Below are 24,464 nucleotides of genomic sequence, written 5' to 3' on the forward strand. Positions count from 1 at the left end.
CGACACGCGGGCGCGGGCGCGATGCCGCAGCGCGTGATGCGCGCCGCGCCGCATGCGATGCGGGGCTGTTATGCAGCCGGGCCGTTGCGGCCCGGCCGGTTGTGCCTCAGTTGAGGGCCATGCTCAGCTTGCGCCGCCACCCGGCGACGAGTTCCGGGCGGTCGCCGGCCAGCTCGAATACCGAGATCATCGTGCGGCGGCCGAGATCGTCGCCGTACGCGCGGTCGCGCGTGACGATTTCCAGCAACTGCTCCAGCGCCCCTTCATACGCACGCCGCGCGATCAGGCTCTGCGCGAGATCGAAGCGCGCGTCGAGATCGGCCGGGTTGGCCGCGATGCGCGCTTCGAGTGCGTCGGTCGGCGGCAGGTCGGCCGTGGCTTCGAGGGCGTCGAAACGAGTCTTGATCGCCTGGTAGCGCGGGTCGCCGCCTTGCACGGTCTGCGGCGACAGGCGTTCCGTCTCGGCGCGCGCGGCGTCGACCTGGTTGCTCGCGAGCAGCAGTTCGATCAGGTCGAGGCGTGCGTCGTCGAAGCCGGGATTCAGCGCGAGCGCCGCCTCGAGGTGCGTGAGCGCGTCGTCGTGGCGCTCTTCGGCGATCGCGTATTGCGCGGCGCGCCGTTCGGCTTCCTCGGGGGCCGGCAGCAGCCGGTCGAGAAAGGCGCGCAGCTGGCCTTCTGGCAGCACGCCAACGAACTGGTCGACCGGGCGCCCGTCGGCGAACGCGATCACGTGCGGGATGCTGCGGGTCTGGAAGTGCGCGGCGAGTTCCTGGTTCTCGTCGACGTTGACCTTCACGAGCTTCCAGCGGCCTTCGTAGTCGCCTTCGAGTTTTTCCAGCAGCGGGCCGAGCGTCTTGCACGGGCCGCACCACGGCGCCCAGAAGTCGACCAGCACGGGGGCGTCCAGCGACGCCTCGATGACGTCTTTCTCGAATGTGGCAAGCGTGGTGTCCATGTCGTTCTCTTTCGTTCGAATGTCGTCAGGATGGGGGCGGAGCGCCCCTTTTTCAACGCGGTTTCGACTCGGGCAGCGGAATCCACTCGGTCTCGCCCGGCACCTTGCCCATTTCCTGGCGCGTCCATGCTTCTTTCGCGCGTTCGATCGCTTCGCGGCTGCTGGCGACGAAGTTCCATTCGATGAAGCGTTCGCCGTCGATCTTGTCGCCGCCGAGCAGCATCGCGCGCGCGCCGCTGCCGCTCGTCAGCGTGACTGCGGCACCGGGCGCGAGCACGGCCATCTGCTCGGCGGGCACCGGCGTGCCGTCGATCGCGAGCTCGCCGTCGACCACGTAGACCGCGCGCTCCTCGTGCGACGCGTCGAGTTCGAGGCGGCCGCCGGCCGCGAATTCGGCCGCGACATACAGCGTGCGCGAGAACGTCGTCACCGGCGAGCGCAGCCCGAACGCATCGCCGGCGATCACCGTCAGCGACACGCCGTCTTCGTTGCGCTTCGGCAGCGTGTCGGCCGGATGGTGTTCGAACGACGGCTCGGTCGTCTCGTGCGCGCGCGGCAGGGCGACCCAGGTCTGGATCCCGTGCACGGTGTGGCCGTTTTCGCGCTGCGCGTCGGGCGTGCGTTCGGAATGGACGATCCCGCGGCCGGCCGTCATCCAGTTCACGTCGCCCGGCACGATCTCCTGCAGCGATCCGAGGCTGTCGCGGTGCAGGATCGCGCCGTCGAACAGGTAGGTGACGGTGGCGAGACCGATGTGCGGGTGCGGGCGCACGTCGAGCCCCGTGCCGGGCGGCAGCGTGGCGGGTCCCATGTGATCGAAGAAGATGAACGGGCCGACGAGGCGTGCGGCGAGTGCGGGCAGCGTGCGGCGCACCTGCAGGTTGCCGATGTCGCGCACGTGCGGCTTCAGCAGGGCTTTGATCGGGGCGGTCATGGCGGATCCTGTGGGGCGGCGGGGGAGATGCCGGTCATTGTACTGGCCGTCCGCCGCCGATTCCATTCGCGCCGCGCGGGTATCGGGCCGGGGGCCGAAACCCGGTAGACTGACCGGCTTCCCGGGAAAACGCCGGGCCGTCCCGGTATTTTCTGCCCCGCAGGCAGTCCCTTTGAGGGATCGCCTCTTCGGGCGCCTGGCGCGAAGCGACAGGGTTCGAGAGCACCTTGCACAACGATTCGACAATCGAGGAGACGCCGATGATGGCCCCGAAGGACTTGCTGCTTGCGCTGGTCGTGATCCTGGCGTGGGGCGTGAACTTCGTCGTGATCAAGGTCGGCCTGCACGGCATGCCGCCGATGCTGCTCGGCGCGCTGCGCTTCACGCTCGCGGCCGTGCCCGCGGTGTTCTTCGTGCGCCGGCCGCAGATTCCGTGGCGCCTGCTGGTGCTGTACGGCGCGACGATCCAGCTCGGCCAGTTCGTGTTCCTGTTCACCGGCATGTACGTCGGCATGCCCGCCGGCCTCGCGTCGCTCGTACTGCAGTCGCAGGCATTCTTCACGCTCGTGTTCGCGATGCTGTTCCTCGGCGAGCGGCTGCGCATGCAGAACCTGCTCGGGCTCGCGATCGCCGCGGGCGGGCTCGTCGTGATCGCGGCGCAGGGCGGCCGCGCAATGACGCTCGCGGGCTTCCTGCTGACGATCTGTTCGGCCGCGATGTGGGCGTTCGGCAACATCGTCACGAAGAAGGTCGGCCGGGCGAACCTCGTGTCGCTCGTCGTGTGGGCGAGCCTGGTGCCGCCCGTGCCGTTCTTCCTGCTGTCGCTGTGGTTCGAAGGGCCGCAGCGGATCGCGACCGCGCTCGCCGGGCTGGACGGGGCGTCGATCTTCGCGGTCGTCTATCTCGCGTTCGTCGCGACGCTGCTCGGCTACGGGCTCTGGAGCCGCCTGCTGTCGCGCTATCCGGCCGCGCAGGTCGCGCAATTCTCGCTGCTGGTGCCGATCGTCGGCCTGGCTTCGTCGGCGCTGCTGCTCGACGAGCATCTGACGCGCGCGCAGCTGATCGGCACGGCGCTCGTGATGGGCGGGCTCGCGGTGAACGTGTTCGGCGGGAAACTGATGCGCCGCTTCGCGGCATCGTGACGCGCCGGCACGCAGTGCGTGCCGGCGGCGGGGCGGGGTGGCCGAGTGTGGCTGGATACGGCCGTCAGGCCATCCGGCTCTTCGCGAGCGGCGGATTCGCGGCGAAATAGCGCTTGATGCCGCGGAAGATCGCGTCGGCCATCTGGTCGCGATAGCTGTCGTCGTTCAGCCGGCTCTCCTCTTCCGGGTTGCTGATGAACGCGGTCTCGACGAGGATCGACGGAATGTCGGGAGCCTTCAGCACCGCGAACCCGGCCTGTTCGACCGAGCCCTTGTGCAGCTTGTTGATGCCGCCGACTTCCTTCAGCACATAGTTGCCGTAGCGCAGCGAGTCGCGGATCTGCGCGGTCGTCGACATGTCGAACAGCGCGCGGTTCACGGCCGCATCCGCCGTCTTGATGTTGATGCCGCCGATCAGGTCGGACGAATTTTCCTTGTTCGCCATCCAGCGCGCCGCGGCACTCGTCGCGCCGTGATCGGACAGCGCGAACACCGACGAGCCGCGCGCGGACGGCGTCGTGAACGCGTCCGCATGGATCGACACGAAGAGATCCGCGCCCACGCGGCGCGCCTTCTGCACGCGCACGTTCAGCGGCACGAAGAAGTCGGCGTCGCGCGTCATCATCGCGCGCATGTTCGGCGCGCCGTCGATCTTCGCGCGCAGCTTCTTCGCGATGTCGAGCGCGATGTGCTTCTCGTACGTGCCGCCGCCGCCGATCGCGCCCGGATCCTCGCCGCCGTGGCCCGGATCGATCGCCACCGTCAGCAGGCGCACGGTGCCGCCCTTGCCGGATTTCGGTGCGGTGAACTTGTAGGTGTCGCCGTCGTCGTCGCTGTCGTCGCGGCGTGCGATGACAGGCGGCGGCTTGACGGCCGGCTTCGCGGGCGTCGAAGGCGTGCCGGCGGCGTGCGGCGTGTGCGGCGTGGCCGGCGTGTTCTGCGCGAAGCGCTGGAAGAACGCATCGCTGTTGTCGCCCGCGGCGGGCGGCGGGGTGCCCGGGCCGGCCAGCGTGGACGGCGGCTGCATCTGCTGCGCGCGCGCGGTGTCGTTGAGCGCCTGTTCCTTGCGTTCCGTCTGCGCGATCAGGTCGGACAGCGGATCGGGCGCGACGGCCGGATACAGGTCGAACACGAGCCGGTACTTGTAGGCGCCGACCGGCGGCAGCGTGAAAACCTGCGGCTTCACCGAACCTTTCAGGTCGAACACCATCCGCACGACGTGCGGCTGATACTGGCCGACGCGCACCGACTGGATCTGCGGATCGTTCGGCGCGATCTTCGACACGAGATCGCGCAGCGCCTGGTCGAGATCGAGGCCGCTCAGGTCGACGACGAGGCGGTCGGGACCCTGTAGCAACTGTTGGGTATTCTGCAGCGGCTGGTCGGATTCGATCGTGACGCGCGTGTAATCGCGTGCGGGCCACACGCGCACGCCGAGCACCGACGACGCGTGCGCGAGCCGCGGCGCGACGAGACCGAGCACCAGCGTCGACGCGCCCGCGCGCAGGATCTGGCGACGCCGCCAGTTGTGCGTCGCGGTGGCCGCCGATTCGATCGAGCGGAACGGTTTGATCAACATCTTTCGAGACATGCCTTTCCTGAAGCGCTGTACGCCCGGACGGTGAGGACGCGGCCGTCGCCATCCACGTCGAGCGAGAAAACCAGATCGGGTACGCCGAGCAGCGTGCCCGCCTGTTGTGGCCATTCGACGAGGCAGATCGCGCTGGAATTGAAATATTCGCGAAAGCCTGCGTCGGACCATTCGGCCGGATCGTTGAAACGATACAGATCGAAGTGATAGACCTCGAGTTCCCCATCCTCGCGTTCGAGCGCGTACGGCTCGACGAGCGTATAGGTCGGGCTGCGCACGCGCCCCGTGTGGCCGAGGCCGCGCAGGATGGCGCGCACGAGGGACGTCTTGCCCGCGCCGAGGTCGCCGACCAGCTGGATCTGCAGCCCGTCGAACGCATGCGCGCGGGCGAGCTCGATGCGCGCCGCGTCGAGCGCGTGCGCGAAGCGGGTGCCGAAAGCCTCGGTCGCCGCTTCGTCGGCGAGCGCGATCACGCGCTCCGCGAGCAGGGCGGGCAGCATGGCGTCGTGAGGCGGTTGGCTGGGCGTGGCTGGCATTCTCGTAAAATAGTGCGATGAACCGATTACCGGAACTCGCCGCATCCGACAGGCCTTCGACTCGTGCCGAAGGCGCGGCACCGTGCGCGCTCGACGATGCGGCGTTGACTGCGCTCGCCGCGCGCATCAGGGCGTGGGGGCGCGAATTGGGTTTCGGGGCGATCGGCATCAGCGATACCGATCTCTCGGATGCCGAAGCAGGCCTCGCCGCCTGGCTGGAAGCCGGATACCACGGCGAAATGGATTATATGGCGAAACATGGGATGAAACGCGCGCGTCCGGCCGAACTTGTGGCCGGTACGCGACGCGTGATCTCCGCGCGGCTCGCCTATTTGCCGGCTCAAACACTCGCTGACGGTGCGCCCGGCGCACTCGTGCCGCACGACTGGCGCGCGCGCGAACGGGCCCGGCTCGACGATCCGCAGGCGGCCGTCGTGTCGATCTATGCGCGCGGCCGCGACTATCACAAGGTGCTGCGCAACCGGCTGCAGACGCTCGCCGAGCGCATCGAACAAGCGATCGGCGCGTTCGGCTACCGCGTGTTCACCGATTCGGCGCCCGTGCTCGAGGTCGAGCTTGCGCAGAAGGCCGGCGTCGGCTGGCGCGGCAAGCACACGCTGCTGCTGCAGCGCGATGCGGGTTCGCTGTTCTTCCTCGGCGAGATCTACGTCGACGTTCCGCTGCCGACCGACGCGCACACATCGCCCGACTCCGCGCCCGAGACGCCCGGCGCCCACTGCGGCAGTTGCACGCGCTGCATCGACGCATGCCCGACCGGCGCGATCGTCGAGCCGTACCGCGTCGACGCGCGCCGCTGCATCTCGTACCTGACGATCGAACTGAAAGGCAGCATCCCCGAGCCGCTGCGGCCGATGATCGGCAATCGCGTGTACGGCTGCGACGATTGCCAGCTCGTGTGCCCGTGGAACAAGTTCGCGCAGGCCGCGCCCGTCGCCGATTTCGACGTGCGGCACGGCCTCGACCGCGCGACGCTCGTCGAGCTGTTCGCGTGGGATGCGGACACGTTCGATACGCGGATGCAGGGCAGTGCGATCCGGCGCATCGGCTACGAAAGCTGGCTGCGCAATCTCGCGGTCGGGCTCGGCAACGCGCTGCGCGCGGGTGAGGGCCGGCTCGCGCCGCAGGCGCGCGATGCGATCGTCGATGCGTTGCGCGCGCGGGCCGACGATCCGTCGCCGGTCGTGCGCGAGCATGTCGAATGGGCGCTGCGTGCCGTGTGAAGGCGGCGTAAAGTGTCGTCGGCGCGCGGCGCTGCCGCGCGCATCCATCGGTCAGGAGAGGGCCATGTTCAATGCAGTCATCGACGCACCGTTCGGCAAGGTCGGCATCCGCACGGATGCCGCGGTGGTGCGCGAGATCGTCTATCTGCCCGAATCGGTGAAGCCGGTCGATCCGGATACGCCGCTCGCGAAGCGCGCGGTCAAGCAGATCGAACGTTACTTCGCGCGCGCGTCGGCGCGCTTCGACCTGCCGCTCGCCGAGGTCGGCAGCGCGTTCCAGCATCGCGTGTGGGATGTGATCAGCGATATCCCGCCCGGCACGGTGCTGACCTACGGCCAGGTCGCGAAGCGGATCGGCAGCGCGCCGCGCGCGGTCGGCCAGGCGTGCGGCGCGAACTACTTCCCGCTCGTGATCCCATGCCATCGCGTCGTCGCGGCGGGCGGCCTCGGCGGTTTCGCGAACCACGACGACAACGGGTATTACCAGAAAGTGAAGCGCTGGCTGCTGGCGCACGAGGGCGTGCCGTACTGATGAGTGAATCGCTGATTTCCCCCGAAGCCGACGGCGATGCCGCCGCGGCGTCCCCCGCGCTGCTCGCGAGCCGCGCATCGATCGACGTGTTTTGCGATGCGCTGTGGCTCGAGCACGGGCTCGCACGCAACACGCTCGATGCTTACCGGCGCGATCTGGTGCTGTTTTCCCAATGGCTCGCCGCGACCCACGACACGTCGCTCGATTCGGTCGACGAAGCGATGGTGACGGGCTACATCGCCGCGCGCAGCGACGGCAAGGCGACGTCGTCGAACCGGCGGCTGTCCGTGTTCCGGCGCTATTACGGCTGGGCCGTGCGCGAGCATCGCGCGAGCGCCGACCCGACGCTGCGGATCTCGTCCGCGAAACAGGCGGCCCGGTTTCCGTCGACGTTGTCGGAGGCGCAGGTCGAGGCGCTGCTCGGCGCGCCCGACATCGACACGCCGCTCGGCCTGCGCGATCGCACGATGCTCGAACTGATGTATGCGAGCGGATTGCGCGTGAGCGAACTCGTGACGCTGAAGACCGTCGAGGTCGGGCTCAACGAGGGCGTCGTGCGCGTGATGGGCAAGGGCTCGAAGGAGCGGCTCGTGCCGTTCGGCGAAGTCGCGCACGGCTGGATCGAGCGTTATCTGCGCGATGCGCGGCCGGCGCTGCTCGGCGCGCGCGCGGCTGACGCGCTGTTCGTGACCGCACGCGGCGACGGGATGACGCGCCAGCAGTTCTGGAACATCATCAAGCGTCACGCGCAGCACGCGGACGTGCGCGCCCACCTGTCGCCGCACACGCTGCGGCATGCGTTCGCGACGCACTTGCTGAACCACGGCGCCGACCTGCGCGTCGTGCAATTGCTGCTCGGTCACAGCGACATCTCGACCACGCAGATCTATACGCACGTCGCGCGCGAGCGGTTGAAGACGCTGCACGCGCAACACCATCCGCGCGGTTAGCGCACGTTTCGCTGCGCAGGCTCCGGTGCGCGCACCGGCCTGCCTGCGTCAGACCAGCTCGCGCAGCTTGTGCTTCAGCACCTTGCCCGTCGATGCGGCCGGCAACGCGTCGAGGACGCGGATATGCGCGGGGCGCTTGTAAGGCGCGAGCCGCTCCGCGCACCATGCGTGCAGCGCCGCTTCGTCGGCGGTCGCGCCGGGCACCCGTTCGACGAACGCGAGCACTTCCTCGTTGCCTTCGACCGCACGGCCGATGACGGCTGCCTGCACGACGTCAGGGTGCGCGTTCAGCACCTGCTCGACTTCGACCGGATAGACGTTGAAGCCCGAGCGGATGATCAGCTCCTTGCTGCGGCCCGCGATCGTCACCGCGCCGTCCGCCTCCTGCCGCGCGAGATCGCCGGTACTCAACCAGCCGTCCGGCGACACGGCCGCGCGGGTGGCGTCCGCGTTGCGGTAGTAGCCGAGCATCACGTTCGGTCCGCGTACGCGAATCTCGCCGACTTCGCCGGGCGGCACGTCGGTGCCGTCCGGCGCGACGATCCGCATCTCCACACCGGGAATCGGCACGCCGACCGAGCTGTCGGTGCGCGGCGCGTCGAGCGGTGTCTGCGTGATTGTCGGGCTGCTCTCGGTCATTCCGTAGCCGTTGTGCAGCGGCACGCCATACAGGCGCTCGACGCGTGCCTTCAGGTTCGTGTCGAGCGGCGAGCCGCCCGAATACGCGAAGCGCAGGCGCGGTGCGTGCCATGCGTGGCCGTGCGTGTGCAGGTGTTCGAGCAGCTTCGCGTGCATCGCGGGCACGCCCTGGAAGATCGTGACGCCTTCGTCGGCGAGCGCGACGCGCACGGCTTCCGGCGAGAAGCGCGGCGCAAGCCGCAGCGTCGCGCCCGCGTACAGGCTGCCGAGGCAGACCGACGCGAGCCCGTACACGTGCGACACGGGCAGTACCGTGTAGACGACGTCGTCGGGCGACACGCGGCGCAGCGCGCTCGATGTCGCCGCGATGAACAGCAGGTTGCGATGCGACAGCATCACGCCTTTCGGCGTGCCGGTCGTGCCGGTCGTGTAGATCAGCGCCGCGCATTGCGCGGCGCCGTCGGCGGCGACCGGTTCGCCCGGCGCGCTCGCGTCGACGCGATACGACCACGCGCCGATGTCGACCGGCAGTGCGCCGGCAGGTGTCGCGCCGTGCCGCGCGGCATGCGTGCGTGCGTCGGGCGATATGTCGGTGGTGAACGCGATCAGCTTCGGGCGCGCGTGCGCGGCGATCGCGTCGAGTTCGCCGGCCGACAATCGCGCGTTCGACACGAGCGCCCACGCGTCGAGGCGGGCGACCGCGAACAGCAGCACGATCTGCGCGACGCAGTTTTCGGCGACGATCATCACGCGGTCGCCGCCTTGCACGCCGAGGCCGGCGAGCAGCGCGGCCGCCGCATCGACGGCTTGCGACAGGTCGCCGTACGACAGCCTGCGTGCGTCCTCGATCAGCGCCGGATGCCCGGGTGCCTGGGCGGCCCGGCGTGCGGGCACGTCGGCGATGCGGCAGGGCAGCGCGGCGAGCAGTGCATCGACGTCGAGCGGCTCGGAAGAACGGAGGGGCGAGGACATGGCGTCTCCAGAAAAGGGGCGGGCGGCGGCCGACGAGGTTGGCGAACGATCGTGCCATGACGGCGCGTGCGCCACAATCGGCCATTCGGGCAATAGCGCTTCGCGATGTCCGCAATGATGATGGACGGAATCGCTGCGGCGACGCAGCAGGCCGCCCGGCGGAAAACGGGCCGCGAGTATACCGCCGGCGCGGGTGCGAGGACCCAAGGGCCCAAGGGCGCGATTGCGCGCCAGCCGGTCGTTCACCATTAAAATGCCGCCATGAGCAAATCCAGACACGTGTCCGAAACCCCTGCCACCCAGCTGTTGCGCCGCCACGGCGTCGCGTTCGGCGAGCATCCGTACGACTACGTCGAGCACGGCGGCACCGGCGAATCGGCGCGCCAGCTCGGCGTCGACGAGCACAGCGTCGTGAAGACGCTCGTGATGGAAGACGAGCATGCGAAGCCGCTGATCGTGCTGATGCACGGCGACCGCACGGTATCGACGAAGAACCTCGCACGGCAGATCGGCGCGAAGCGCGTCGAACCGTGCAAGCCCGAGGTCGCGAACCGCCATTCGGGCTATCTCGTCGGCGGCACGTCGCCGTTCGGCACGCGCAAGACGATGCCCGTCTACGTCGAGGCGACGATCCTCGAACTGCCGACGATCTACCTGAACGGCGGCCGCCGCGGCTACCTCGTCAGTCTCGCGCCGGCCGTGCTCACGTCGCTGCTCGGCGCGCAGCCCGTACAGTGCGCTAGTGTCGACTGAGGGTTTCACCTTCGTGGCAGGCCGCGCCCGTTCGGTAGAATGGGCGCCGTTTCGGCTTGCGGGCTTGCCGCGCAGCCGTCCCTTTACCGATACGTTGAAAGAAGAGTCCACCGCATGCAGATCCTGCTCGCCGCCCTCGTTGCCTACCTGATCGGTTCGGTGTCGTTCGCCGTCGTCGTCAGTGGCGCGATGGGCCTGGCCGACCCGCGTTCGTACGGGTCGAAGAATCCCGGCGCGACCAACGTGCTGCGCAGCGGCAACAAGAAGGCCGCGATCCTGACGCTCGTCGGCGACGCGTTCAAGGGCTGGATTGCCGTCTGGCTCGCCCGCCACTTCGGCCTGCCCGACGTCGCGGTCGCATGGGTTGCGATCGCCGTGTTCCTTGGCCACCTGTATCCGGTGTTCTTCCGCTTCCAGGGCGGCAAGGGCGTCGCGACCGCGGCTGGCGTGCTGCTCGCCGTGCACCCGGTGCTCGGGCTCGCGACCGCGCTCACCTGGCTGATCGTCGCGTTCTTCTTCCGCTATTCGTCGCTCGCGGCGCTGGTGGCGGCCGTGTTCGCGCCGGTGTTCGACGTGTTCCTGTTCGGCACGGGCCACAACCCGGTCGCGTGGGCCGTGCTCGCGATGAGCGTGCTGCTCGTGTGGCGTCACCGCGGCAACATTTCGAAGCTGCTGGCGGGGCAGGAGAGCCGGATCGGTGACAAGAAGAAGGCGGCCGCGGACGGCGGCGCACAGGACGGCGGCAAGGCCTGAGAAAGCGCGGCGCTTGCCGCACGCCGGGCGCGCCGCGTGTGCGGGGCCCGGCAGGATGACGTGACGGATCGTCCGGCGATCAGTCGCGGAAGTTGTTGAAGTCGAGCGGCGTGTCGGTCACGTCCTTGCGCAGCATTGCGATCGTGCTCTGCAGGTCGTCGCGCTTCGTGCCCGACACGCGCACCGCGTCGCCCTGGATGCTCGCCTGCACCTTGATCTTGCTGTCCTTCACGAGCCGCACGATCTTCTTCGCGAGATCGCCGGTCACGCCCTTCTTCACGGTGACGATCTGCTTGACCTTGTCGCCGCCGATCTTCTCGACCTTGCCGTAGTCGAGGAAGCGGACGTCGACGTTGCGCTTGGCCAGCTTGCCGATCAGCACGTCCTTGACCTGACCGAGCTTGAAATCGTCATCGGCGAACAGCGTCAGCTCGCGCTCCTTCTGCTCGACGCGCGCGTCGGAGCCCTTGAAGTCGAAGCGCGTCGAAATTTCCTTGTTCGACTGCTCGATGGCGTTCTTCACTTCGATCATGTTCGCTTCGGAAACGACGTCGAACGATGGCATGGCATTCCTCCCTTGAGATGCGGACGCCCGGCTCGCGCGCGGGCACTCGCTATAATTGCGGACTGTTTGCCATTTTACCGATGCCCCTCCGTTTGCCCAAGGCCGGCCATGCGCCGCCCGGGCGGACGTGACCGCGAATGCCGATGCCTCCTGACGATTCCGCCCTGTCGCTGTTTCCCGACCATCCGCTCGCCGCGCACAACACGTTCGGCATTGCCGCGACCGCGCGCCTTGCCGCGCGCGTCACGCATGCGTCGCAATTCGAGGCGCTCCATCGCGACCCGCGCGTCGCGAACCTGCCGCGGCTCGTGCTCGGCGGCGGCAGCAACGTCGTGTTCACACGCGATTTCGACGGTATCGTGCTGCTCGATGAAATCAAGGGCCGCCGCGTCGTGCGCGAGGACGACGATGCGTGGTACGTCGAGGCCGGCGGCGGCGAGAACTGGCACGCATTCGTCGCATGGACGCTCGAGCACGGGATGCCCGGCCTCGAGAACCTCGCACTGATTCCGGGTACGGTCGGCGCCGCGCCGATCCAGAACATCGGCGCATACGGTCTCGAGATGAAGGTGTATTTCGACTCGCTGGTCGCGGTCGAGCTGGCGACCGGGCGCAGCGAGCGCTTCGACGCCGCGCGCTGCGCGTTCGGCTATCGCGACAGTTTCTTCAAGCGGGAAGGGGCTGGCCGGTTCGCGATCGTGTCGGTGACGTTCCGGCTGCCGAAGCAATGGGCGCCGCGGCTCGGCTACGCGGACGTCACGCGCGAACTCGACGCCCGTGGCATCGCACCCGATGCGGCCGCGCCGCTTGACGTGTTCGACGCCGTCGTCGCGATCCGCCGCGCGAAGCTGCCCGATCCGCTCGTCCTCGGCAACGCGGGCAGCTTCTTCAAGAATCCGGTGATCGATGCCGCGCAATTCGAGGCGCTGCGCGCCCGCGCGCCCGAGATCGTGTCGTATCCGCAGCCGGATGGCCAGGTCAAGCTCGCGGCCGGCTGGCTGATCGACCGCTGCGGCTGGAAGGGGCGCGTGCTGGGCGCGGCGGCCGTGCACGACCGCCAGGCGCTCGTGCTCGTCAATCGCGGCGGCGCGACGGGCGCCGACGTGCTCGCGCTGGCGCGGGCGATCCAGGCCGACGTGCGCGCGCATTTTGGCGTCGAGCTCGAGCCCGAACCCGTCTGCCTGTAACCGGGGTTTCGCACCGCCTTTCGCGGGCCCGAACAAAAAGCGCCGATCGTCGATCGGCGCTTTTTACATCGGTTGCCGGGTGCCGGCGCGTCAGTGCTTGAGGCGGCCGAGCAGCAGGAACTCCATCAGTGCCTTCTGCACGTGCAGGCGGTTTTCCGCTTCATCCCATACGACGCTCTGCGGGCCGTCGATCACGCCGGCCGTCACTTCTTCGCCGCGGTGCGCGGGCAGGCAGTGCATGAAGAGGGCGTCCGGGTTCGCGTGGCCCATCATCTCCTCGTCGACGCACCAGTCGGCGAATGCCTGCTTGCGGGCCTCGTTCTCGGCCTCGAAGCCCATGCTCGTCCACACGTCGGTGGTGACGAGATCGGCGCCCTTGCACGCTTCGTTCGGATCGTCGAACACCTCGTAGAACGGCGCGCTGTCGGGCGACACGAGCTTCATGTCGAGCGCGTAGCCGGGCGGCGTGGACAGGCGCAGCTTGAAGCCGAGGATTTGCGCGGCTTCGATCCACGTGTAGAGCATGTTGTTCGCGTCGCCGACCCACGCGACGGTCTTGCCGGCGATCGGGCCGCGGTGCTCGTAGTACGTGAAGATGTCGGCGAGCACCTGGCACGGGTGGTATTCGTTCGTCAGGCCGTTGATCACCGGCACGCGGGAGTTGTCCGCGAAGCGCTGGATGATCTCCTGCTCGAACGTGCGGATCATGATGATGTCGACCATCCGCGAGATCACCTGCGCGGAATCCTCGACGGGTTCGCCGCGACCGAGCTGCGTGTCGCGCGTGCTCATGAAGACGGCGTGGCCGCCGAGCTGGAAGATCCCGGCTTCGAACGACAGGCGCGTGCGCGTCGAGTTCTTCTCGAAGATCATCGCGAGCGTGCGGTCGTGCAGCGGGTGATAGGTCTCGTAGTTCTTGAACTTGCGCTTCAGGATACCCGTGCGTTCGAGCACGTACTCGTAGTCTTCCAGCGAGAAATCCTTGAACTGCAGGTAGTGACGAATGGTTTTGGCGGTCATGAAGCGAAATGCAGCGGGTTGCACCCGGCAGCAAGGCCGGACGGCGCCGCCGTCGGGTGTGGATAACTCAAAGCAGCATAAAGGATTTTCTGTGCTTTGACGAGCCGGGGAGAGAAGCGGGGCTCGATCGCCGTGCGTTGCGGGCGGCACAGGAGGAGGGGTGTCGGAACGACGCGCGATGGCGCGCTGCGGTATAATCCGAAAGTTTTCTCCAGCCCGGCAGGCAAGCCTCTTCGCGCTCTGCCGGACACAAGCCGTGCGCTGCACAAATCCGGTGCAGTCCGCCGGCGGCGCACGTCGACGTCTCGTTTTCGGGGCATCTGAATGCTTGTGCCGCCGTCCGTTTCAGCTTTGTGTTCGCGTATCCAGGCGCCGTTGCCTGGACATCGCCGGGCCGTCACTTGGGTAACCACATGGCTGAAACCCCTCCGACCGAATTCTTCATCCAGGGCATCACGAAAGACGGGAAAAAGTTTCGCCCGAGCGACTGGTCGGAACGTCTGGCCGGTGTGATGGCCTGCTTCGGGCCGGGGGCGAGCGGGCCGAACGCGCGTCTCAAGTATTCGCTCTACGTGCGTCCGACGATGCTCGGCGACCTCAAATGCGTGATCCTCGATTCCCGGCTGCGCGACGTCGAGCCGATGGCGTTCGATTTCGTGCTGAATTTCGCGAAGGACAACAACCTCGTCGTCACCGAGGCGTGCGAACTGCCGGACTACGACGCGAAGAAGTGATGCCGGCACGGGCGAGGGCGCATGCGGCGCCCGCCCTGGCACACGTCGCCGGCCCGCAGGATGTGCGCCGGCGACAGGCGACAAAAAAGCCCGCCTAGGCGGGCTTTTTTGCGATCGCAGGAAACAGGAGCGCCCGCGTGAGCGGGCGCACCGGAATTACGCTGCTGCCTGCAGACCCTTGACGGCCGCGGCGAGGCGGCTCTTGCTGCGAGCGGCCTTGTTCTTGTGAACGATCTTCTTGTCGGCGATCGTGTCGATCGTCTTCACGGCAGCCTTGAACAGCTCGGCAGCCTTTGCCTGGTCGCCGGCTTCAACAGCCTTGCGAACCGACTTGATCGCGGTACGGAATTTCGAGCGCAGCGCCGAGTTGTGCGAGTTTGCCTTCGCGGCCTGGCGGGCGCGCTTGCGTGCTTGTGCGGAGTTAGCCATGACGGTTCCTTATCCTGTCCTGTTTCCAGAGCTTGGAGCCTGACGGCCAAGCGCTGCTTTTCGATCCGTCCCCTGAGAACGATTGCCCAGGGGCGCATAAAAAAACGGTGATTTTAACCGAGGCCGGGACATGAAAACGGCAGTTGCCGTGCATGTACGAGCCCAGAAACCGGCGATTATAGCAACAAAATCAAGCGAGTGGCAAGTTGAACGTGACAACCGTCGGGCGGGGCATCGGCGGTGTGCGCGCTTTTCGGCATCGGCCGCTGGCCGGGCCACGCAACGTCCGTATAATAAGCGCCCCATGAATCTATTCCGAGCCCTGCTGACGGTCAGCGGCTTCACGCTGCTGTCGCGCGTGACCGGACTGGCCCGCGAGACGCTGATCGCCCGTGCGTTCGGCGCCAGTCAATACACCGACGCGTTCTACGTCGCCTTCCGTATCCCGAACCTGCTGCGCCGCCTGTCCGCCGAAGGCGCGTTCTCGCAGGCGTTCGTGCCGATCCTCGCCGAGTTCAAGAACCAGCAGGGGCACGATGCGACGAAAGCGCTCGTCGACGCGATGTCGACGGTGCTGGCGTGGGCGCTTGCCGTGCTGTCGGTCTTCGGGATCGCCGGCGCATCGTGGGTCGTGTTCGCGGTCGCGTCCGGCCTGCACACCGACGGGCAGGCGTTCCCGCTCGCGGTCACGATGACGCGGATCATGTTCCCGTACATCGTGTTCATCTCGCTGACGACGCTCGCATCCGGCGTGCTGAACACGTACAAGAGCTTCTCGCTGCCCGCGTTCGCGCCGGTGCTGCTCAACGTCGCGTTCATCGCCGCGGCCGTGTTCGTCGCGCCGCACCTGAAGGTGCCGGTGTTCGCGCTTGCATGGGCCGTCATCGTCGGCGGCGTGCTGCAGTTCCTCGTGCAGCTGCCGGGCCTGAAGAAGATCGACATGGTGCCGCTGATCGGCCTCAACCCGCTGCGCGCGCTGCGCCACCCGGGCGTGAAGCGCGTGCTCGCGAAGATGGTGCCCGCGACGTTCGCGGTGTCGGTCGCGCAACTGTCGCTGATCATCAACACCAACATCGCGTCGCGGCTCGGGCAGGGCGCCGTGTCGTGGATCAACTACGCCGACCGCCTGATGGAATTCCCGACGGCGCTGCTCGGCGTCGCGCTCGGCACGATCCTGCTGCCGAGCCTGTCGAAGGCGCACGTCGACGCCGATTCGCACGAGTATTCGGCGCTGCTCGACTGGGGGCTGCGCGTCACGTTCCTGCTCGCGGCACCGAGCGCGCTCGCGCTGTTCTTCTTCGCGACGCCGCTCACGGCGACCCTCTTCAACTACGGCAAGTTCGATGCGCATACCGTCACGATGGTCGCGCGCGCGCTCGCGACCTATGGGATCGGCCTCGTCGGCATCATCCTGATCAAGATCCTCGCGCCGGGCTTCTATGCGAAGCAGGACATCAAGACGCCCGTTAAAATCGCGATCGGCGTGCTGATCGTCACGCAGATCTCGAACTACGTGTTCGTGCCGCTGATCGGCCACGCGGGCCTGACGCTGAGCATCGGCGTCGGCGCGTGCCTGAACTCGCTGCTGCTGTTCCTCGGGCTGCGCAAGCGCGGCATCTACCAGCCGTCGCCGGGCTGGCTGCGCTTCTTCGTGCAGCTGATCGGCGCGGCGCTCGTGCTCGCGGGCCTGATGCACTGGCTGTCGATCAGCTTCGACTGGACCGGGATGCGTACGCAGCCGCTCGATCGCATCGCGCTGATGGCCGCGTGCCTCGTGCTGTTCGCTGCACTATATTTCGGTATGTTGTGGGTGATGGGCTTCAAATACGCTTATTTCAGAAGGCGCGCCAAGTGACGACCGCAATGACCCGCGTCCTCGACTACTTCAGCACGCTCGTGGCGGACGACGACAGCCTGCCCGTCACGGAAGCGGCGCTGTCGCTGGCGCAGGACGCCTATCCCGACCTCGACCTGCAGGGCACGCTGGCCGAACTCGACATGCTGGCGGCGCGGTTGCGCCGGCGGCTCGCCGACGACGCGGACCTGAAGGGCCGCGTCGCCGCGCTGAACGACTTCTTCTTCCGCGAGCTCGGCTTCGCGTGCAATCACAACGATTACTACGACCCCGATAACAGCCACCTGAACGCCGTGCTGAAGCGGCGGCGCGGGATTCCGATCTCGCTGTCGGTGCTGTACCTGGAGCTTGCCGAGCAGATCGGCGTGCCGGCGCGCGGCGTATCGTTCCCCGGCCATTTCCTGCTGCGTGTCACGCTGCCGGACGGCGACCTGATCATCGACCCGGCCAACGGCCATTCGCTGTCCGAAGCCGAGATGGTCGAGATGCTCGAGCCGTACGTCGCGCGTGCGGCCGGTGCGGTCGACAGCGCGTTGCGCGCACTGCTGCAGCCGGCGACGAGTCGCGAGATCATCGCGCGGATGCTGCGCAACCTGAAGACGATCTATCTTCAGACGGAGCGCTGGCAACGGCTGCTCGCGGTGCAGCAGCGGCTCGTGATCCTGCTGCCCGAGCATCTCGACGAAGTCCGCGACCGCGGTTTCGCGTATGCGCGGCTCGACTACCTGCGCCCCGCACTCGAGGATCTCGAGCAGTATCTCGGCGAGCGGCCGGACGCGGACGACGCGACCGTCGTCGAATCGCAAGTGACCGAGTTGCGGCAGCGGATGCAGCGCGACGGCGAGGACTGAGCCGCCGCCGTGCTGCCTGCCGGAACCGTGAATGACAAAACGCCCGCGATGCGGGCGTTTTTTTGCGTGCTTATTTCGGCTGCATCCGGATCGCGCCGTCGAGGCGGATCACTTCGCCGTTGAGCATCGGATTCTCGACGATCTGGCGCACCAGCAGCGCGTATTCGGCCGGTTTGCCGAGCCGCGGCGGGAACGGCACCATCGCGCCGAGCGCGTCCTGGACGTCCTGCGGCATGCCGAGCAGCATCGGCGTCTCGAACAGGCCGGGCGCGATCGTCATCACGCGGATGCCGTTGCGCGACAGGTCGCGCGCGATCGGCAGCGTCATGCCCGCGACGCCGGCTTTCGACGCCGCGTACGCGGCCTGGCCGATCTGCCCGTCGAATGCGGCGACCGACGCGGTGCTGACGATCACGCCGCGCTCGCCTTCCGCGGTCGGCGCGGTGGCGGCCATCGCGGCGGCCGCGAGCCGGATCATGTTGAACGTGCCAATGAGGTTCACGTTGATCGTCTTCGCGAACACGTCGAGCGGATGCGCGCCGTCCTTGCCGACGGTCTTCGCGGCGGGCGCGATGCCGGCGCAGTTCACGAGGCCGCGCAGCGTGCCCGCGCGCGTCGCTGCGTCGACGGCCGACTGCGCGTCGGTCTCGCTCGACACGTCGCAGTGCACGAAGATGCCGCCCAGCTCGGCCGCGAGCGCGGTGCCTGCCGTGTCGTTCAGGTCGGCGAGCACGACCGTGCCGCCTGCTTGCGCGAGCATCCGCGCCGTGCCGGCACCGAGGCCGGATGCGCCGCCCGTGATCAGAAATACGTTGCCGCGAATTTCCATGACTGTCTCCGTGTCGACCGCCCTTGGCGCTTCAGCGCTTAGGGCGGTCCCATGCAAGGCGGTCGACCGCCCTTGGCGCTTCAGCGCTTGGGGCGGTCCCATGCAAGGCGGTTGCCTGGTTCCTGCCGCGTGATCGGTTGAAATGCCGGCACGCCGGTAACGGAGGCGCCCGCACTCGACCGATTGTACGGGGCACCCTCGCGTGACGGCGAGACCGGAACGATCGTGCGAATTCCGCCCGGGCAAAAAAGGGTCTTCGCGAATTTCCGTGGATATCGCTGTCCGTCCCACTGCTGCGAATCGCGCGGAATCCGCTAGTGAGCAATACTCCTCTATCGGCCACATCGGACTGTAATCGAGTGTAATCGATTCGCGCGCCAATTCCGCCTACGCTGCGAGAACTCTTTGGAGAGATTCGAATTCTTCGATCGAGAAGATTTTAAATCCAGAAGAGAAACGGGTGCCGCAAGCACCTTTGCTTTGACACAAATTTAATTCGGAGAAAATCATGGGGCATCGAGAAATTCTCGCTGGCGCACCCGCAACAATCGAAATTGTTGCATTGTTTGACGTCGAGTTAATTCTGCACGATTATCCAATAAAGAATAATAATACTCCTCAGGCCGCCACGTGGATCGAACACGGGCCGGAATCAGTAAAATATGCCTATCTGGTTGCTCCTGAGGAGTATGTGGATCCCAAAACAAACGCGACACCGGATCTCACGATTTATGGCCTTACCGGCGATACCGTCCGTTGGCGCGGTCTCTCCTTCAGTGGAAACATCAACCATGCGGGAGCCCTGGTTGCGATCAAACCTAACGGGATCCTGCATGTCCTTCAATTTAAGGGCCCTCCGCGTGATGTCCCGGGGTCTTATTTGGGTTACAACATTGACAAAGGTGAGCCTTACGATATTAAGCAGTTTCTGGATAACCGTATCGATTCTTCTGTTATTGGCACTGGCACAGATAATTATATTATAGTGTTTGCGTTAATGGAGGTTGATCGCAGAACTGGAAATATCGGCAAGATTGGATATTATCAGTGGGACCCGAAAGTTACCTGCCACGCTTGAGCCGGGAATCCAATTGACGTTAAGGGGCGGCGATATCTCTCCGGCAGTCGTTGAAAATGAAGCCGCCCCAATTTCGAGTCGATAAGGTTCCTTGCAATGCCGTTCCGCAAGATTGCGCGTGCGTTCACGAAAATGCTCGGGACGTGGCGCGGAAGCTATGGGCACACCGGAGTTCAAACAATAGCGCCGCGATCGAAAGTAGGTCGAGATGCTGTTCGCGCATCTGAAGCGAATTTTGAAGCTCGATCGCTTGAGGCCACGAGAGCTGAGCGGAGTGCAGGACGAATTCCTGTTGGCAACAACTGCGCAAAACCTGCGACGAATGTCTAATCGGTCGGCGCCGCTCGGCAACGAGATGACTGCGATGGCGGTGTAACCATGCGATGAGAGGCGAAAGCTTCTTCGAAGTCAGGCGCATCGATTCAACCGAACCGCATCGCAAGTGCAAGTGAGTTATGGACGTCGTCCGAGCCGAGTATTCCAACGGAATCGGCCGATCGCCGGCAGTCTGCCTCGCGTTCCCCGGTAATCCGTGATGAACCAAAAAAAAGCCGCCCGGAGCGGGCGGCTTGCGGGTGCGCGACGCGCTGCTTACTTCAGTGCGTCAAACGCGCGCTCGCGGATTTCCTCGACGGCGCCGAGGCCCGAGATCTTGCGATACTGCGGCGCCTTCAGGCCGTTTTCCTCGCCGCGCTGCGCCCAGTCGCCGTAGTACGTGATCAGCGGCTTGGTCTGCGCTTCGTACACTTCGAGACGCTTCTTGACGGTTTCTTCCTTGTCGTCGTCGCGCTGGATCAGCGGCTCGCCCGTCACGTCGTCATGGCCTTCGACCTTCGGCGGGTTGAACTTGACGTGGTACGTGCGGCCCGAGGCCGGGTGCGTGCGGCGGCCGCTCATGCGCTCGATGATTTCCGAGAACGGCACGTCGATCTCGAGCACGTAGTCGATCGCGACGCCCGCTTCCTTCATGGCGTCAGCCTGCGCGATCGTGCGCGGGAAGCCGTCGAACAGATAGCCGTTCGCGCAGTCGGCTTCCTTCAGGCGCTCCTTGACGAGGCCGATGATCAGCGCATCCGGAACGAGCTTGCCGGCGTCCATGTAGCCCTTCGCCTCGACGCCGAGCGGCGTGCCGGCCTTCACGGCCGCGCGCAGCATGTCGCCCGTCGAGATTTGCGGGATGCCGAACTTTTCCTTGATGAAGTTTGCCTGGGTGCCCTTTCCCGCGCCGGGCGCGCCCAACAGGATCAAACGCATGGTGATATCTCCAGTATGTAGATTCGTGTGGCGAGACGCGAAAAGCGCCGGCGACGGTGTGCGCGGCGCTTGCCTGGCGCGCGGCGGACCGGTCTGATGCGGCGCGTCGGGTTGGGCGACGCGCGACTGCCGGCAGGGCCACGGGCGGGGTCAAGCGAGGACGCGCTGGTCGCGGACGGCTCGCACAATCGCCTGATTATGCCACGGGTTATTTTGGTCCCGGCTGAAAAAGGGCCTGCACGCGTGCGAGATCGGCCGGCGTGTCGATGCCGGCTTCGGGCGCGGACTCGGTGATCAGCACCGCGATGCGCTCACCGTGCCAGAGCGCGCGCAGCTGTTCGAGCTGCTCGGCCTGTTCGATCGGCGCCTGCGCAAGCGTCGGATACGTGCGCAGGAAACGCGCACGATACGCATAGAGGCCGATGTGCCGATAGACCGGGAAAGCAGGCGCAGGCATGGCTGCGACGTCGGGCCAGTGCGGCTGGTACGCGTCCCGGCTCCATGGAATCGGCGCGCGCGAGAAGTACAGCGCGACGCTCTGCGCGTCGAGCGCGACCTTCACGACGTTCGGGTTGAACACGTCGGCCGCGTCGTGGATCGGGTGGGCGGCCGTCGCAATCGCGCACGCCGGGTGCGCGGCGAGGTGCGACGCTACGTCGCGCACGAGTACGGGGTCGATCAGCGGCTCGTCGCCCTGAACGTTGACGACGACGGTGTCGTCGCTCCACCCGAACGTCGCCGCGACTTCCGCGAGACGGTCGGTGCCGGACGGATGGTCGGCGCGCGTCAGCACCGCTTCGAAGCCGTGATCGCGCGCGGCATCGAGCACGCTCTGCGCGTCGGACGCGACGAGCACCTGCTGCGCGCCCGCTTCACGTGCACGCTCGGCGACGCGCACGACCATCGGCTTGCCGCCGAGATCGGCGAGCGGCTTGTTCGGGAGCCGCGTCGACGCGAGCCGGGCGGGAATGACGGCGATGAAGGGTTGCGGGTGAGTCATCGGGGCGGGCGGTGAAAAGAGCGGAGCGGGCGGCGCGTCTGACGCGGCTCGCCCGGAGGGTTCGGCGCCCTGGCCGCGGACGGGCCGCGGTTCGGGCTGGCTCGGGCGGCTTAGCGGCCGGCCGGGTCGACCGGCGTGCCTTCGACGGTCTGGCGCGCTTCGTCGACCAGCATCACGGGGATGCCGTCGCGGATCGGGTAGGCGAGCTTGTCCGCGTTGCAGATCAGCTCCTGCGCGGCACGGTCATAGTGGAGCGGGCCTTTGCAGATAGGGCACACAATGATTTCAAGCAGGCGAGCGTCCACGGAGTTTCTCCACAACGAGGGCAATGAGGCGAGGGTCGAGCGCGGCTTCGACGGGGACGACCCACAGTCGAGCGTCGCGCCAGGAAGCGCCCAATTTTACTGCATCCTTCTCGGTGATCAGGATCGCGTCGACGGCGTCGTCGACGAACGGATTGTCGGCGAACGCATAGTGATCGGGCAGCGCGCGCGTCGCGGGCGCGAGACCGGCCGCGCGCAGCGTCGCGAAGAAGCGTTCCGGCGCGCCGATGCCGGCCGCGGCGAGGACGCGCTCGTTCGCGAATTGCGACAGCGGGCGGCGCAGCGCCGGCTGGTCGAGGTGCCACGCGGCGCCCGGCGTGAGCGCGAGCGAATAGGTGTCGGGCCACGGCGGCAGCGCGCCGCTGTACGGATCGTTGACGAGCGTCGCGTCGCGGTGCCGCGACAGCGGCTCTCGCAACGGCCCGGCCGGCAGCAGGAAGCCGTTGCCGCCGAGCCGGTGGTCGAACACGACGAGTTCGACCGTGCGCGCGAGGCGGTAGTGCTGCAGGCCGTCGTCGCTGACGATCACGTCGACGTCCGGATGCGCGGCGCGCAGCGCCTGCGCGGCCGCGACGCGATCCGGGCACACCCAGACGGGCGCACCGGTGCGGCGTGCGATCAGGAGCGGCTCGTCGCCGCCTGCGCCGGCGCGCGACGCGGCCGTGACGGCGGTGGGCGCCTTCACGTTCGCGCCGTAGCCGCGCGACACGATGCCGGGCGTGAAGCCGGCCGCCCGCAACGCGTCGACGAGCGCGATCACGGTCGGCGTCTTGCCGGTGCCGCCGACTGTCACGTTGCCGACCACGACGACGGGCACGCCGACGTCGACCGGCTTCTTCCAGCCCTGCGCGTAGGCGGTGCGCCGCAGCGCCGCGCACAGGCCGAACACGCACGCGAACGGCGTGAGTGCCCACGCGAGCGCGCCGCGGCGCTGCCATTCGCGCGTCAGGCGCGCTTCGAGCCGGGCGAGCGGGCCGTCGGGCGCGCTCATCGGGCCGGGCGCGGCAGGTCGTGCGCCGCGGCGTGGGACGGATTCGTCAAGGCGGATTCTCCGTTGGGCGGCGCATGCCGCGGGGTCTGCGGAAGGCGGCACTCTAGCGCGCCGCGGGCGGGCGCGGCAAGCCGACCGGCTGACGCAGCCCACGGGGCCGGATCGCGACGGCTTGTGGATAACTCTGTGAAGAACTCCCCGCTCGAATGAGTCAAACGCCCGCCGGGTGGGCCTCGAATCGGATGAGAATCGTTTCGAAAGTTTTAAAAATATATAAAAATCAATGTGTTATCGCAAATCGTCTGGATTTTTCCGCGGTTTTCAGGCGTTTCAAGCCGACGATTGCCAAAATGTGGACACCTTCCGCGCGTCACCGCGCCCGCACCCGGCGCTGGACGTCGCGCGCGTGTCGGACTATCGTGTCGCCGCCAGCATTCATCCGACCGTCCATGCCTTCCGACTCCCCATTTGCCGCGCCGGGCGCCACCCGCGGCGGCGACGAAGTGATACCCGTTTCGGCGCTCAATCGCGCGATTTCGACGATGCTCGAGCGCTCGTTTCCGCTGCTGTGGATTTCGGGCGAAGTGTCGAATTTCACGCGCGCCGCGAGCGGCCACTGGTATTTCTCGATCAAGGACCAGCAGGCGCAGATGCGCTGCGTGATGTTCCGCGGCCGCGCGCAATACGCGGAATTCACGCCGCGCGAAGGCGACCGGATCGAGGTACGCGCGGTCGTGACGATGTACGAGCCGCGCGGCGAAGTGCAGCTCAACGTCGAGGCCGTGCGGCGCACGGGCCAGGGGCGTCTGTACGAGGCATTCCTGCGGCTGAAGGCGCAGCTCGAGGGCGAGGGGCTCTTCGCCCCCGAGCGCAAGCGGCCGCTGCCGGCCCACCCGCGCGCGATCGGCATCGTCACGTCGCTGCAGGCCGCCGCGCTGCGCGACGTGCTGACCACGCTCGCGCGCCGCGCGCCGCACATTCCGGTGATCGTCTATCCGGCGCCCGTGCAGGGCGCGGGCTCGGCGGAAAAGCTCGTTGCGGCCGTCGAGACCGCGAATGCGCGCCGCGAGGTCGACGTGCTGCTGGTCTGTCGCGGCGGCGGCTCGATCGAGGATCTATGGTCGTTCAACGACGAGGCGCTGGCGCGCGCGATCGCGGCGAGCGAACTGCCGGTCGTGAGCGGCGTCGGGCACGAGACCGATTTCACGATCGCGGACTTCGCGGCCGACCTGCGCGCGCCGACGCCCACCGGCGCCGCCGAGCTCGCGAGCCCGCAGCGCGCACTGCTGCTGCGCGAGGTCGGCGAGCGCCAGCGTGCGCTCGCACGCGGCATGGAACGCCGGCTGGAAC

General features: G+C 67.2%; 25 protein-coding genes. 12 read left to right on the top strand and 13 right to left on the bottom strand.

Translation table 11 applies throughout. From position 1 onward, the window contains the following. Positions 1-106 precede the first annotated feature (106 nt). Both trxA and ABY44_RS15765 read right to left on the bottom strand, forming a co-directional pair. Positions 107-955, bottom strand: a complete 849-nt coding sequence (trxA, locus tag ABY44_RS15760; protein ID WP_059692606.1) for a thioredoxin — start codon at positions 953-955, stop codon at positions 107-109. A 52-nt stretch (positions 956-1,007) separates the two neighbouring features. Further along, positions 1,008-1,889, bottom strand: a complete 882-nt coding sequence (locus ABY44_RS15765) for a pirin family protein (protein ID WP_021162553.1) — start codon at positions 1,887-1,889, stop codon at positions 1,008-1,010. A gap of 263 nt (positions 1,890-2,152) precedes the next feature. Here ABY44_RS15765 and ABY44_RS15770 point away from each other — a divergent pair, with 263 nt between their 5' ends. Further along, on the top strand, positions 2,153-3,031 hold the full coding sequence (locus tag ABY44_RS15770) for an EamA family transporter (RefSeq protein ID WP_175758648.1): 879 nt from the start codon (positions 2,153-2,155) through the stop codon (positions 3,029-3,031). A 64-nt stretch (positions 3,032-3,095) separates the two neighbouring features. On the opposite strand, the gene ABY44_RS15775 is transcribed toward ABY44_RS15770, so the two are convergent. Next, a complete protein-coding gene (locus ABY44_RS15775; protein WP_060086438.1) occupies positions 3,096-4,622 on the bottom strand; it encodes an N-acetylmuramoyl-L-alanine amidase in 1,527 nt (508 codons plus the stop codon). Beyond that, positions 4,604-5,158, bottom strand: a complete 555-nt coding sequence (gene tsaE / locus ABY44_RS15780) for a tRNA (adenosine(37)-N6)-threonylcarbamoyltransferase complex ATPase subunit type 1 TsaE (protein WP_027789273.1) — start codon at positions 5,156-5,158, stop codon at positions 4,604-4,606. The genes ABY44_RS15775 and tsaE overlap by 19 nt, the downstream gene beginning before the upstream one ends. Before the next feature lie 17 nt (positions 5,159-5,175). Here tsaE and queG point away from each other — a divergent pair, with 17 nt between their 5' ends. The 3 genes from queG (at position 5,176) to xerD (ending at position 7,881) form a co-directional block, all read left to right on the top strand. Continuing rightward, positions 5,176-6,399 (top strand): tRNA epoxyqueuosine(34) reductase QueG, encoded by a 1,224-nt coding sequence (queG, locus tag ABY44_RS15785; RefSeq protein WP_060171850.1) that lies wholly within the window; start codon positions 5,176-5,178, stop codon positions 6,397-6,399. A 64-nt stretch (positions 6,400-6,463) separates the two neighbouring features. Continuing rightward, complete coding sequence (locus tag ABY44_RS15790) at positions 6,464-6,931, top strand: methylated-DNA--[protein]-cysteine S-methyltransferase (RefSeq protein WP_021162558.1); 468 nt, start codon at positions 6,464-6,466, stop codon at positions 6,929-6,931. Next, the gene (gene xerD / locus ABY44_RS15795; RefSeq protein ID WP_059692602.1) at positions 6,931-7,881 is read left to right on the top strand and encodes a site-specific tyrosine recombinase XerD; all 951 of its coding nucleotides are present in this window, start codon (positions 6,931-6,933) and stop codon (positions 7,879-7,881) included. Before ABY44_RS15790 ends, xerD begins: the two co-directional genes overlap by 1 nt. Positions 7,882-7,929: 48 nt before the next feature. Here xerD and ABY44_RS15800 read toward each other — a convergent pair whose 3' ends face one another. Next, complete coding sequence (locus ABY44_RS15800; RefSeq protein ID WP_060171851.1) at positions 7,930-9,492, bottom strand: class I adenylate-forming enzyme family protein; 1,563 nt, start codon at positions 9,490-9,492, stop codon at positions 7,930-7,932. A gap of 261 nt (positions 9,493-9,753) precedes the next feature. On the opposite strand from ABY44_RS15800, the gene ybaK reads away from it, so the two are divergent. Together ybaK and plsY are read left to right on the top strand one after the other, a co-directional pair. After that, positions 9,754-10,245 carry a Cys-tRNA(Pro) deacylase gene (ybaK, locus tag ABY44_RS15805; RefSeq protein WP_027789278.1) on the top strand — a complete coding sequence of 164 codons (492 nt, stop codon included), beginning with the start codon at positions 9,754-9,756 and terminating at the stop codon, positions 10,243-10,245. A 114-nt stretch (positions 10,246-10,359) separates the two neighbouring features. Further along, a complete protein-coding gene (gene plsY / locus ABY44_RS15810) occupies positions 10,360-10,998 on the top strand; it encodes a glycerol-3-phosphate 1-O-acyltransferase PlsY (protein ID WP_059484351.1) in 639 nt (212 codons plus the stop codon). Positions 10,999-11,077: 79 nt separating this feature from the next. On the opposite strand, the gene ABY44_RS15815 is transcribed toward plsY, so the two are convergent. Next, entirely contained in the window at positions 11,078-11,563 is a 486-nt protein-coding gene (locus ABY44_RS15815) for a YajQ family cyclic di-GMP-binding protein (RefSeq protein ID WP_021162564.1), read from the bottom strand. A 137-nt stretch (positions 11,564-11,700) separates the two neighbouring features. Here ABY44_RS15815 and murB point away from each other — a divergent pair, with 137 nt between their 5' ends. Then, the gene (murB, locus tag ABY44_RS15820) at positions 11,701-12,750 is read left to right on the top strand and encodes a UDP-N-acetylmuramate dehydrogenase (RefSeq protein WP_060171852.1); all 1,050 of its coding nucleotides are present in this window, start codon (positions 11,701-11,703) and stop codon (positions 12,748-12,750) included. Positions 12,751-12,840: 90 nt separating this feature from the next. Here murB and argF read toward each other — a convergent pair whose 3' ends face one another. Continuing rightward, positions 12,841-13,770, bottom strand: coding sequence for an ornithine carbamoyltransferase (gene argF / locus ABY44_RS15825; protein ID WP_027789281.1), 930 nt, complete (start codon positions 13,768-13,770; stop codon positions 12,841-12,843). 413 nt (positions 13,771-14,183) lie between these two features. Between argF and ABY44_RS15830 the strand changes: the two genes are divergently transcribed. Beyond that, positions 14,184-14,504: a DUF3579 domain-containing protein gene (locus ABY44_RS15830; RefSeq protein ID WP_021162567.1), complete on the top strand. Its 321-nt coding sequence runs from the start codon at positions 14,184-14,186 to the stop codon at positions 14,502-14,504. A 156-nt stretch (positions 14,505-14,660) separates the two neighbouring features. On the opposite strand, the gene rpsT is transcribed toward ABY44_RS15830, so the two are convergent. Beyond that, positions 14,661-14,933, bottom strand: a complete 273-nt coding sequence (rpsT, locus tag ABY44_RS15835; protein ID WP_006482211.1) for a 30S ribosomal protein S20 — start codon at positions 14,931-14,933, stop codon at positions 14,661-14,663. 304 nt (positions 14,934-15,237) lie between these two features. Between rpsT and murJ the strand changes: the two genes are divergently transcribed. Together murJ and ABY44_RS15845 are read left to right on the top strand one after the other, a co-directional pair. Continuing rightward, positions 15,238-16,788 carry a murein biosynthesis integral membrane protein MurJ gene (gene murJ, locus ABY44_RS15840; protein WP_021162568.1) on the top strand — a complete coding sequence of 517 codons (1,551 nt, stop codon included), beginning with the start codon at positions 15,238-15,240 and terminating at the stop codon, positions 16,786-16,788. 8 nt (positions 16,789-16,796) lie between these two features. Next, on the top strand, positions 16,797-17,639 hold the full coding sequence (locus ABY44_RS15845; protein WP_060171854.1) for a SirB1 family protein: 843 nt from the start codon (positions 16,797-16,799) through the stop codon (positions 17,637-17,639). Positions 17,640-17,709: 70 nt separating this feature from the next. Here ABY44_RS15845 and ABY44_RS15850 read toward each other — a convergent pair whose 3' ends face one another. After that, positions 17,710-18,468: a 3-hydroxyacyl-CoA dehydrogenase gene (locus ABY44_RS15850; RefSeq protein ID WP_027789284.1), complete on the bottom strand. Its 759-nt coding sequence runs from the start codon at positions 18,466-18,468 to the stop codon at positions 17,710-17,712. A gap of 508 nt (positions 18,469-18,976) precedes the next feature. Between ABY44_RS15850 and ABY44_RS15855 the strand changes: the two genes are divergently transcribed. Beyond that, a complete protein-coding gene (locus ABY44_RS15855; protein WP_081072864.1) occupies positions 18,977-19,546 on the top strand; it encodes an AidA/PixA family protein in 570 nt (189 codons plus the stop codon). Positions 19,547-20,137: 591 nt separating this feature from the next. Here the strand turns inward: ABY44_RS15855 and adk are convergent. The 4 genes from adk to lpxK all read right to left on the bottom strand — a co-directional run bounded on the left by adk (position 20,138) and on the right by lpxK (position 23,114). Next, positions 20,138-20,800 carry an adenylate kinase gene (adk, locus tag ABY44_RS15860; protein WP_021162571.1) on the bottom strand — a complete coding sequence of 221 codons (663 nt, stop codon included), beginning with the start codon at positions 20,798-20,800 and terminating at the stop codon, positions 20,138-20,140. Between the two features lie 208 nt (positions 20,801-21,008). Next, positions 21,009-21,800 (bottom strand): 3-deoxy-manno-octulosonate cytidylyltransferase, encoded by a 792-nt coding sequence (gene kdsB / locus ABY44_RS15865; protein WP_027789285.1) that lies wholly within the window; start codon positions 21,798-21,800, stop codon positions 21,009-21,011. 110 nt (positions 21,801-21,910) lie between these two features. Continuing rightward, a complete protein-coding gene (locus ABY44_RS15870) occupies positions 21,911-22,105 on the bottom strand; it encodes a Trm112 family protein (RefSeq protein WP_006482216.1) in 195 nt (64 codons plus the stop codon). After that, positions 22,086-23,114, bottom strand: coding sequence for a tetraacyldisaccharide 4'-kinase (gene lpxK / locus ABY44_RS15875; RefSeq protein ID WP_059623902.1), 1,029 nt, complete (start codon positions 23,112-23,114; stop codon positions 22,086-22,088). Before lpxK ends, ABY44_RS15870 begins: the two co-directional genes overlap by 20 nt. A 449-nt stretch (positions 23,115-23,563) precedes the next feature. On the opposite strand from lpxK, the gene xseA reads away from it, so the two are divergent. Beyond that, positions 23,564-24,464: exodeoxyribonuclease VII large subunit (gene xseA / locus ABY44_RS15880; RefSeq protein WP_431641391.1), on the top strand; the 901-nt coding region annotated here is incomplete at its 3' end.

This window comes from Burkholderia sp. ZZQ-2, from assembly GCF_050768715.1.
Lineage (GTDB): Bacteria > Pseudomonadota > Gammaproteobacteria > Burkholderiales > Burkholderiaceae > Burkholderia > Burkholderia cepacia.

Excerpts from the sequence above, each read along its gene's own strand:
- ABY44_RS15775 (WP_060086438.1), bottom strand. The coding sequence starts at position 4,622 with ATGTCTCGAAAGATGTTGATCAAACCGTTCCGCTCGATCGAATCGGCG.
- rpsT (WP_006482211.1), bottom strand. The coding sequence starts at position 14,933 with ATGGCTAACTCCGCACAAGCACGCAAGCGCGCCCGCCAGGCCGCGAAG.
- trxA (WP_059692606.1), bottom strand. The coding sequence starts at position 955 with ATGGACACCACGCTTGCCACATTCGAGAAAGACGTCATCGAGGCGTCG.
- kdsB (WP_027789285.1), bottom strand. The coding sequence starts at position 21,800 with ATGACTCACCCGCAACCCTTCATCGCCGTCATTCCCGCCCGGCTCGCG.
- ABY44_RS15850 (WP_027789284.1), bottom strand. The coding sequence starts at position 18,468 with ATGGAAATTCGCGGCAACGTATTTCTGATCACGGGCGGCGCATCCGGC.
- ABY44_RS15845 (WP_060171854.1), top strand. The coding sequence starts at position 16,797 with ATGACCCGCGTCCTCGACTACTTCAGCACGCTCGTGGCGGACGACGAC.
- plsY (WP_059484351.1), top strand. The coding sequence starts at position 10,360 with ATGCAGATCCTGCTCGCCGCCCTCGTTGCCTACCTGATCGGTTCGGTG.
- murB (WP_060171852.1), top strand. The coding sequence starts at position 11,701 with ATGCCGATGCCTCCTGACGATTCCGCCCTGTCGCTGTTTCCCGACCAT.
- ABY44_RS15800 (WP_060171851.1), bottom strand. The coding sequence starts at position 9,492 with ATGTCCTCGCCCCTCCGTTCTTCCGAGCCGCTCGACGTCGATGCACTG.
- argF (WP_027789281.1), bottom strand. The coding sequence starts at position 13,770 with ATGACCGCCAAAACCATTCGTCACTACCTGCAGTTCAAGGATTTCTCG.
- ybaK (WP_027789278.1), top strand. The coding sequence starts at position 9,754 with ATGAGCAAATCCAGACACGTGTCCGAAACCCCTGCCACCCAGCTGTTG.
- xerD (WP_059692602.1), top strand. The coding sequence starts at position 6,931 with ATGAGTGAATCGCTGATTTCCCCCGAAGCCGACGGCGATGCCGCCGCG.
- ABY44_RS15830 (WP_021162567.1), top strand. The coding sequence starts at position 14,184 with ATGGCTGAAACCCCTCCGACCGAATTCTTCATCCAGGGCATCACGAAA.
- tsaE (WP_027789273.1), bottom strand. The coding sequence starts at position 5,158 with ATGCCAGCCACGCCCAGCCAACCGCCTCACGACGCCATGCTGCCCGCC.
- ABY44_RS15770 (WP_175758648.1), top strand. The coding sequence starts at position 2,153 with ATGGCCCCGAAGGACTTGCTGCTTGCGCTGGTCGTGATCCTGGCGTGG.
- ABY44_RS15815 (WP_021162564.1), bottom strand. The coding sequence starts at position 11,563 with ATGCCATCGTTCGACGTCGTTTCCGAAGCGAACATGATCGAAGTGAAG.
- murJ (WP_021162568.1), top strand. The coding sequence starts at position 15,238 with ATGAATCTATTCCGAGCCCTGCTGACGGTCAGCGGCTTCACGCTGCTG.
- adk (WP_021162571.1), bottom strand. The coding sequence starts at position 20,800 with ATGCGTTTGATCCTGTTGGGCGCGCCCGGCGCGGGAAAGGGCACCCAG.
- ABY44_RS15855 (WP_081072864.1), top strand. The coding sequence starts at position 18,977 with ATGGGGCATCGAGAAATTCTCGCTGGCGCACCCGCAACAATCGAAATT.
- ABY44_RS15765 (WP_021162553.1), bottom strand. The coding sequence starts at position 1,889 with ATGACCGCCCCGATCAAAGCCCTGCTGAAGCCGCACGTGCGCGACATC.
- lpxK (WP_059623902.1), bottom strand. The coding sequence starts at position 23,114 with ATGAGCGCGCCCGACGGCCCGCTCGCCCGGCTCGAAGCGCGCCTGACG.
- queG (WP_060171850.1), top strand. The coding sequence starts at position 5,176 with ATGAACCGATTACCGGAACTCGCCGCATCCGACAGGCCTTCGACTCGT.
- ABY44_RS15790 (WP_021162558.1), top strand. The coding sequence starts at position 6,464 with ATGTTCAATGCAGTCATCGACGCACCGTTCGGCAAGGTCGGCATCCGC.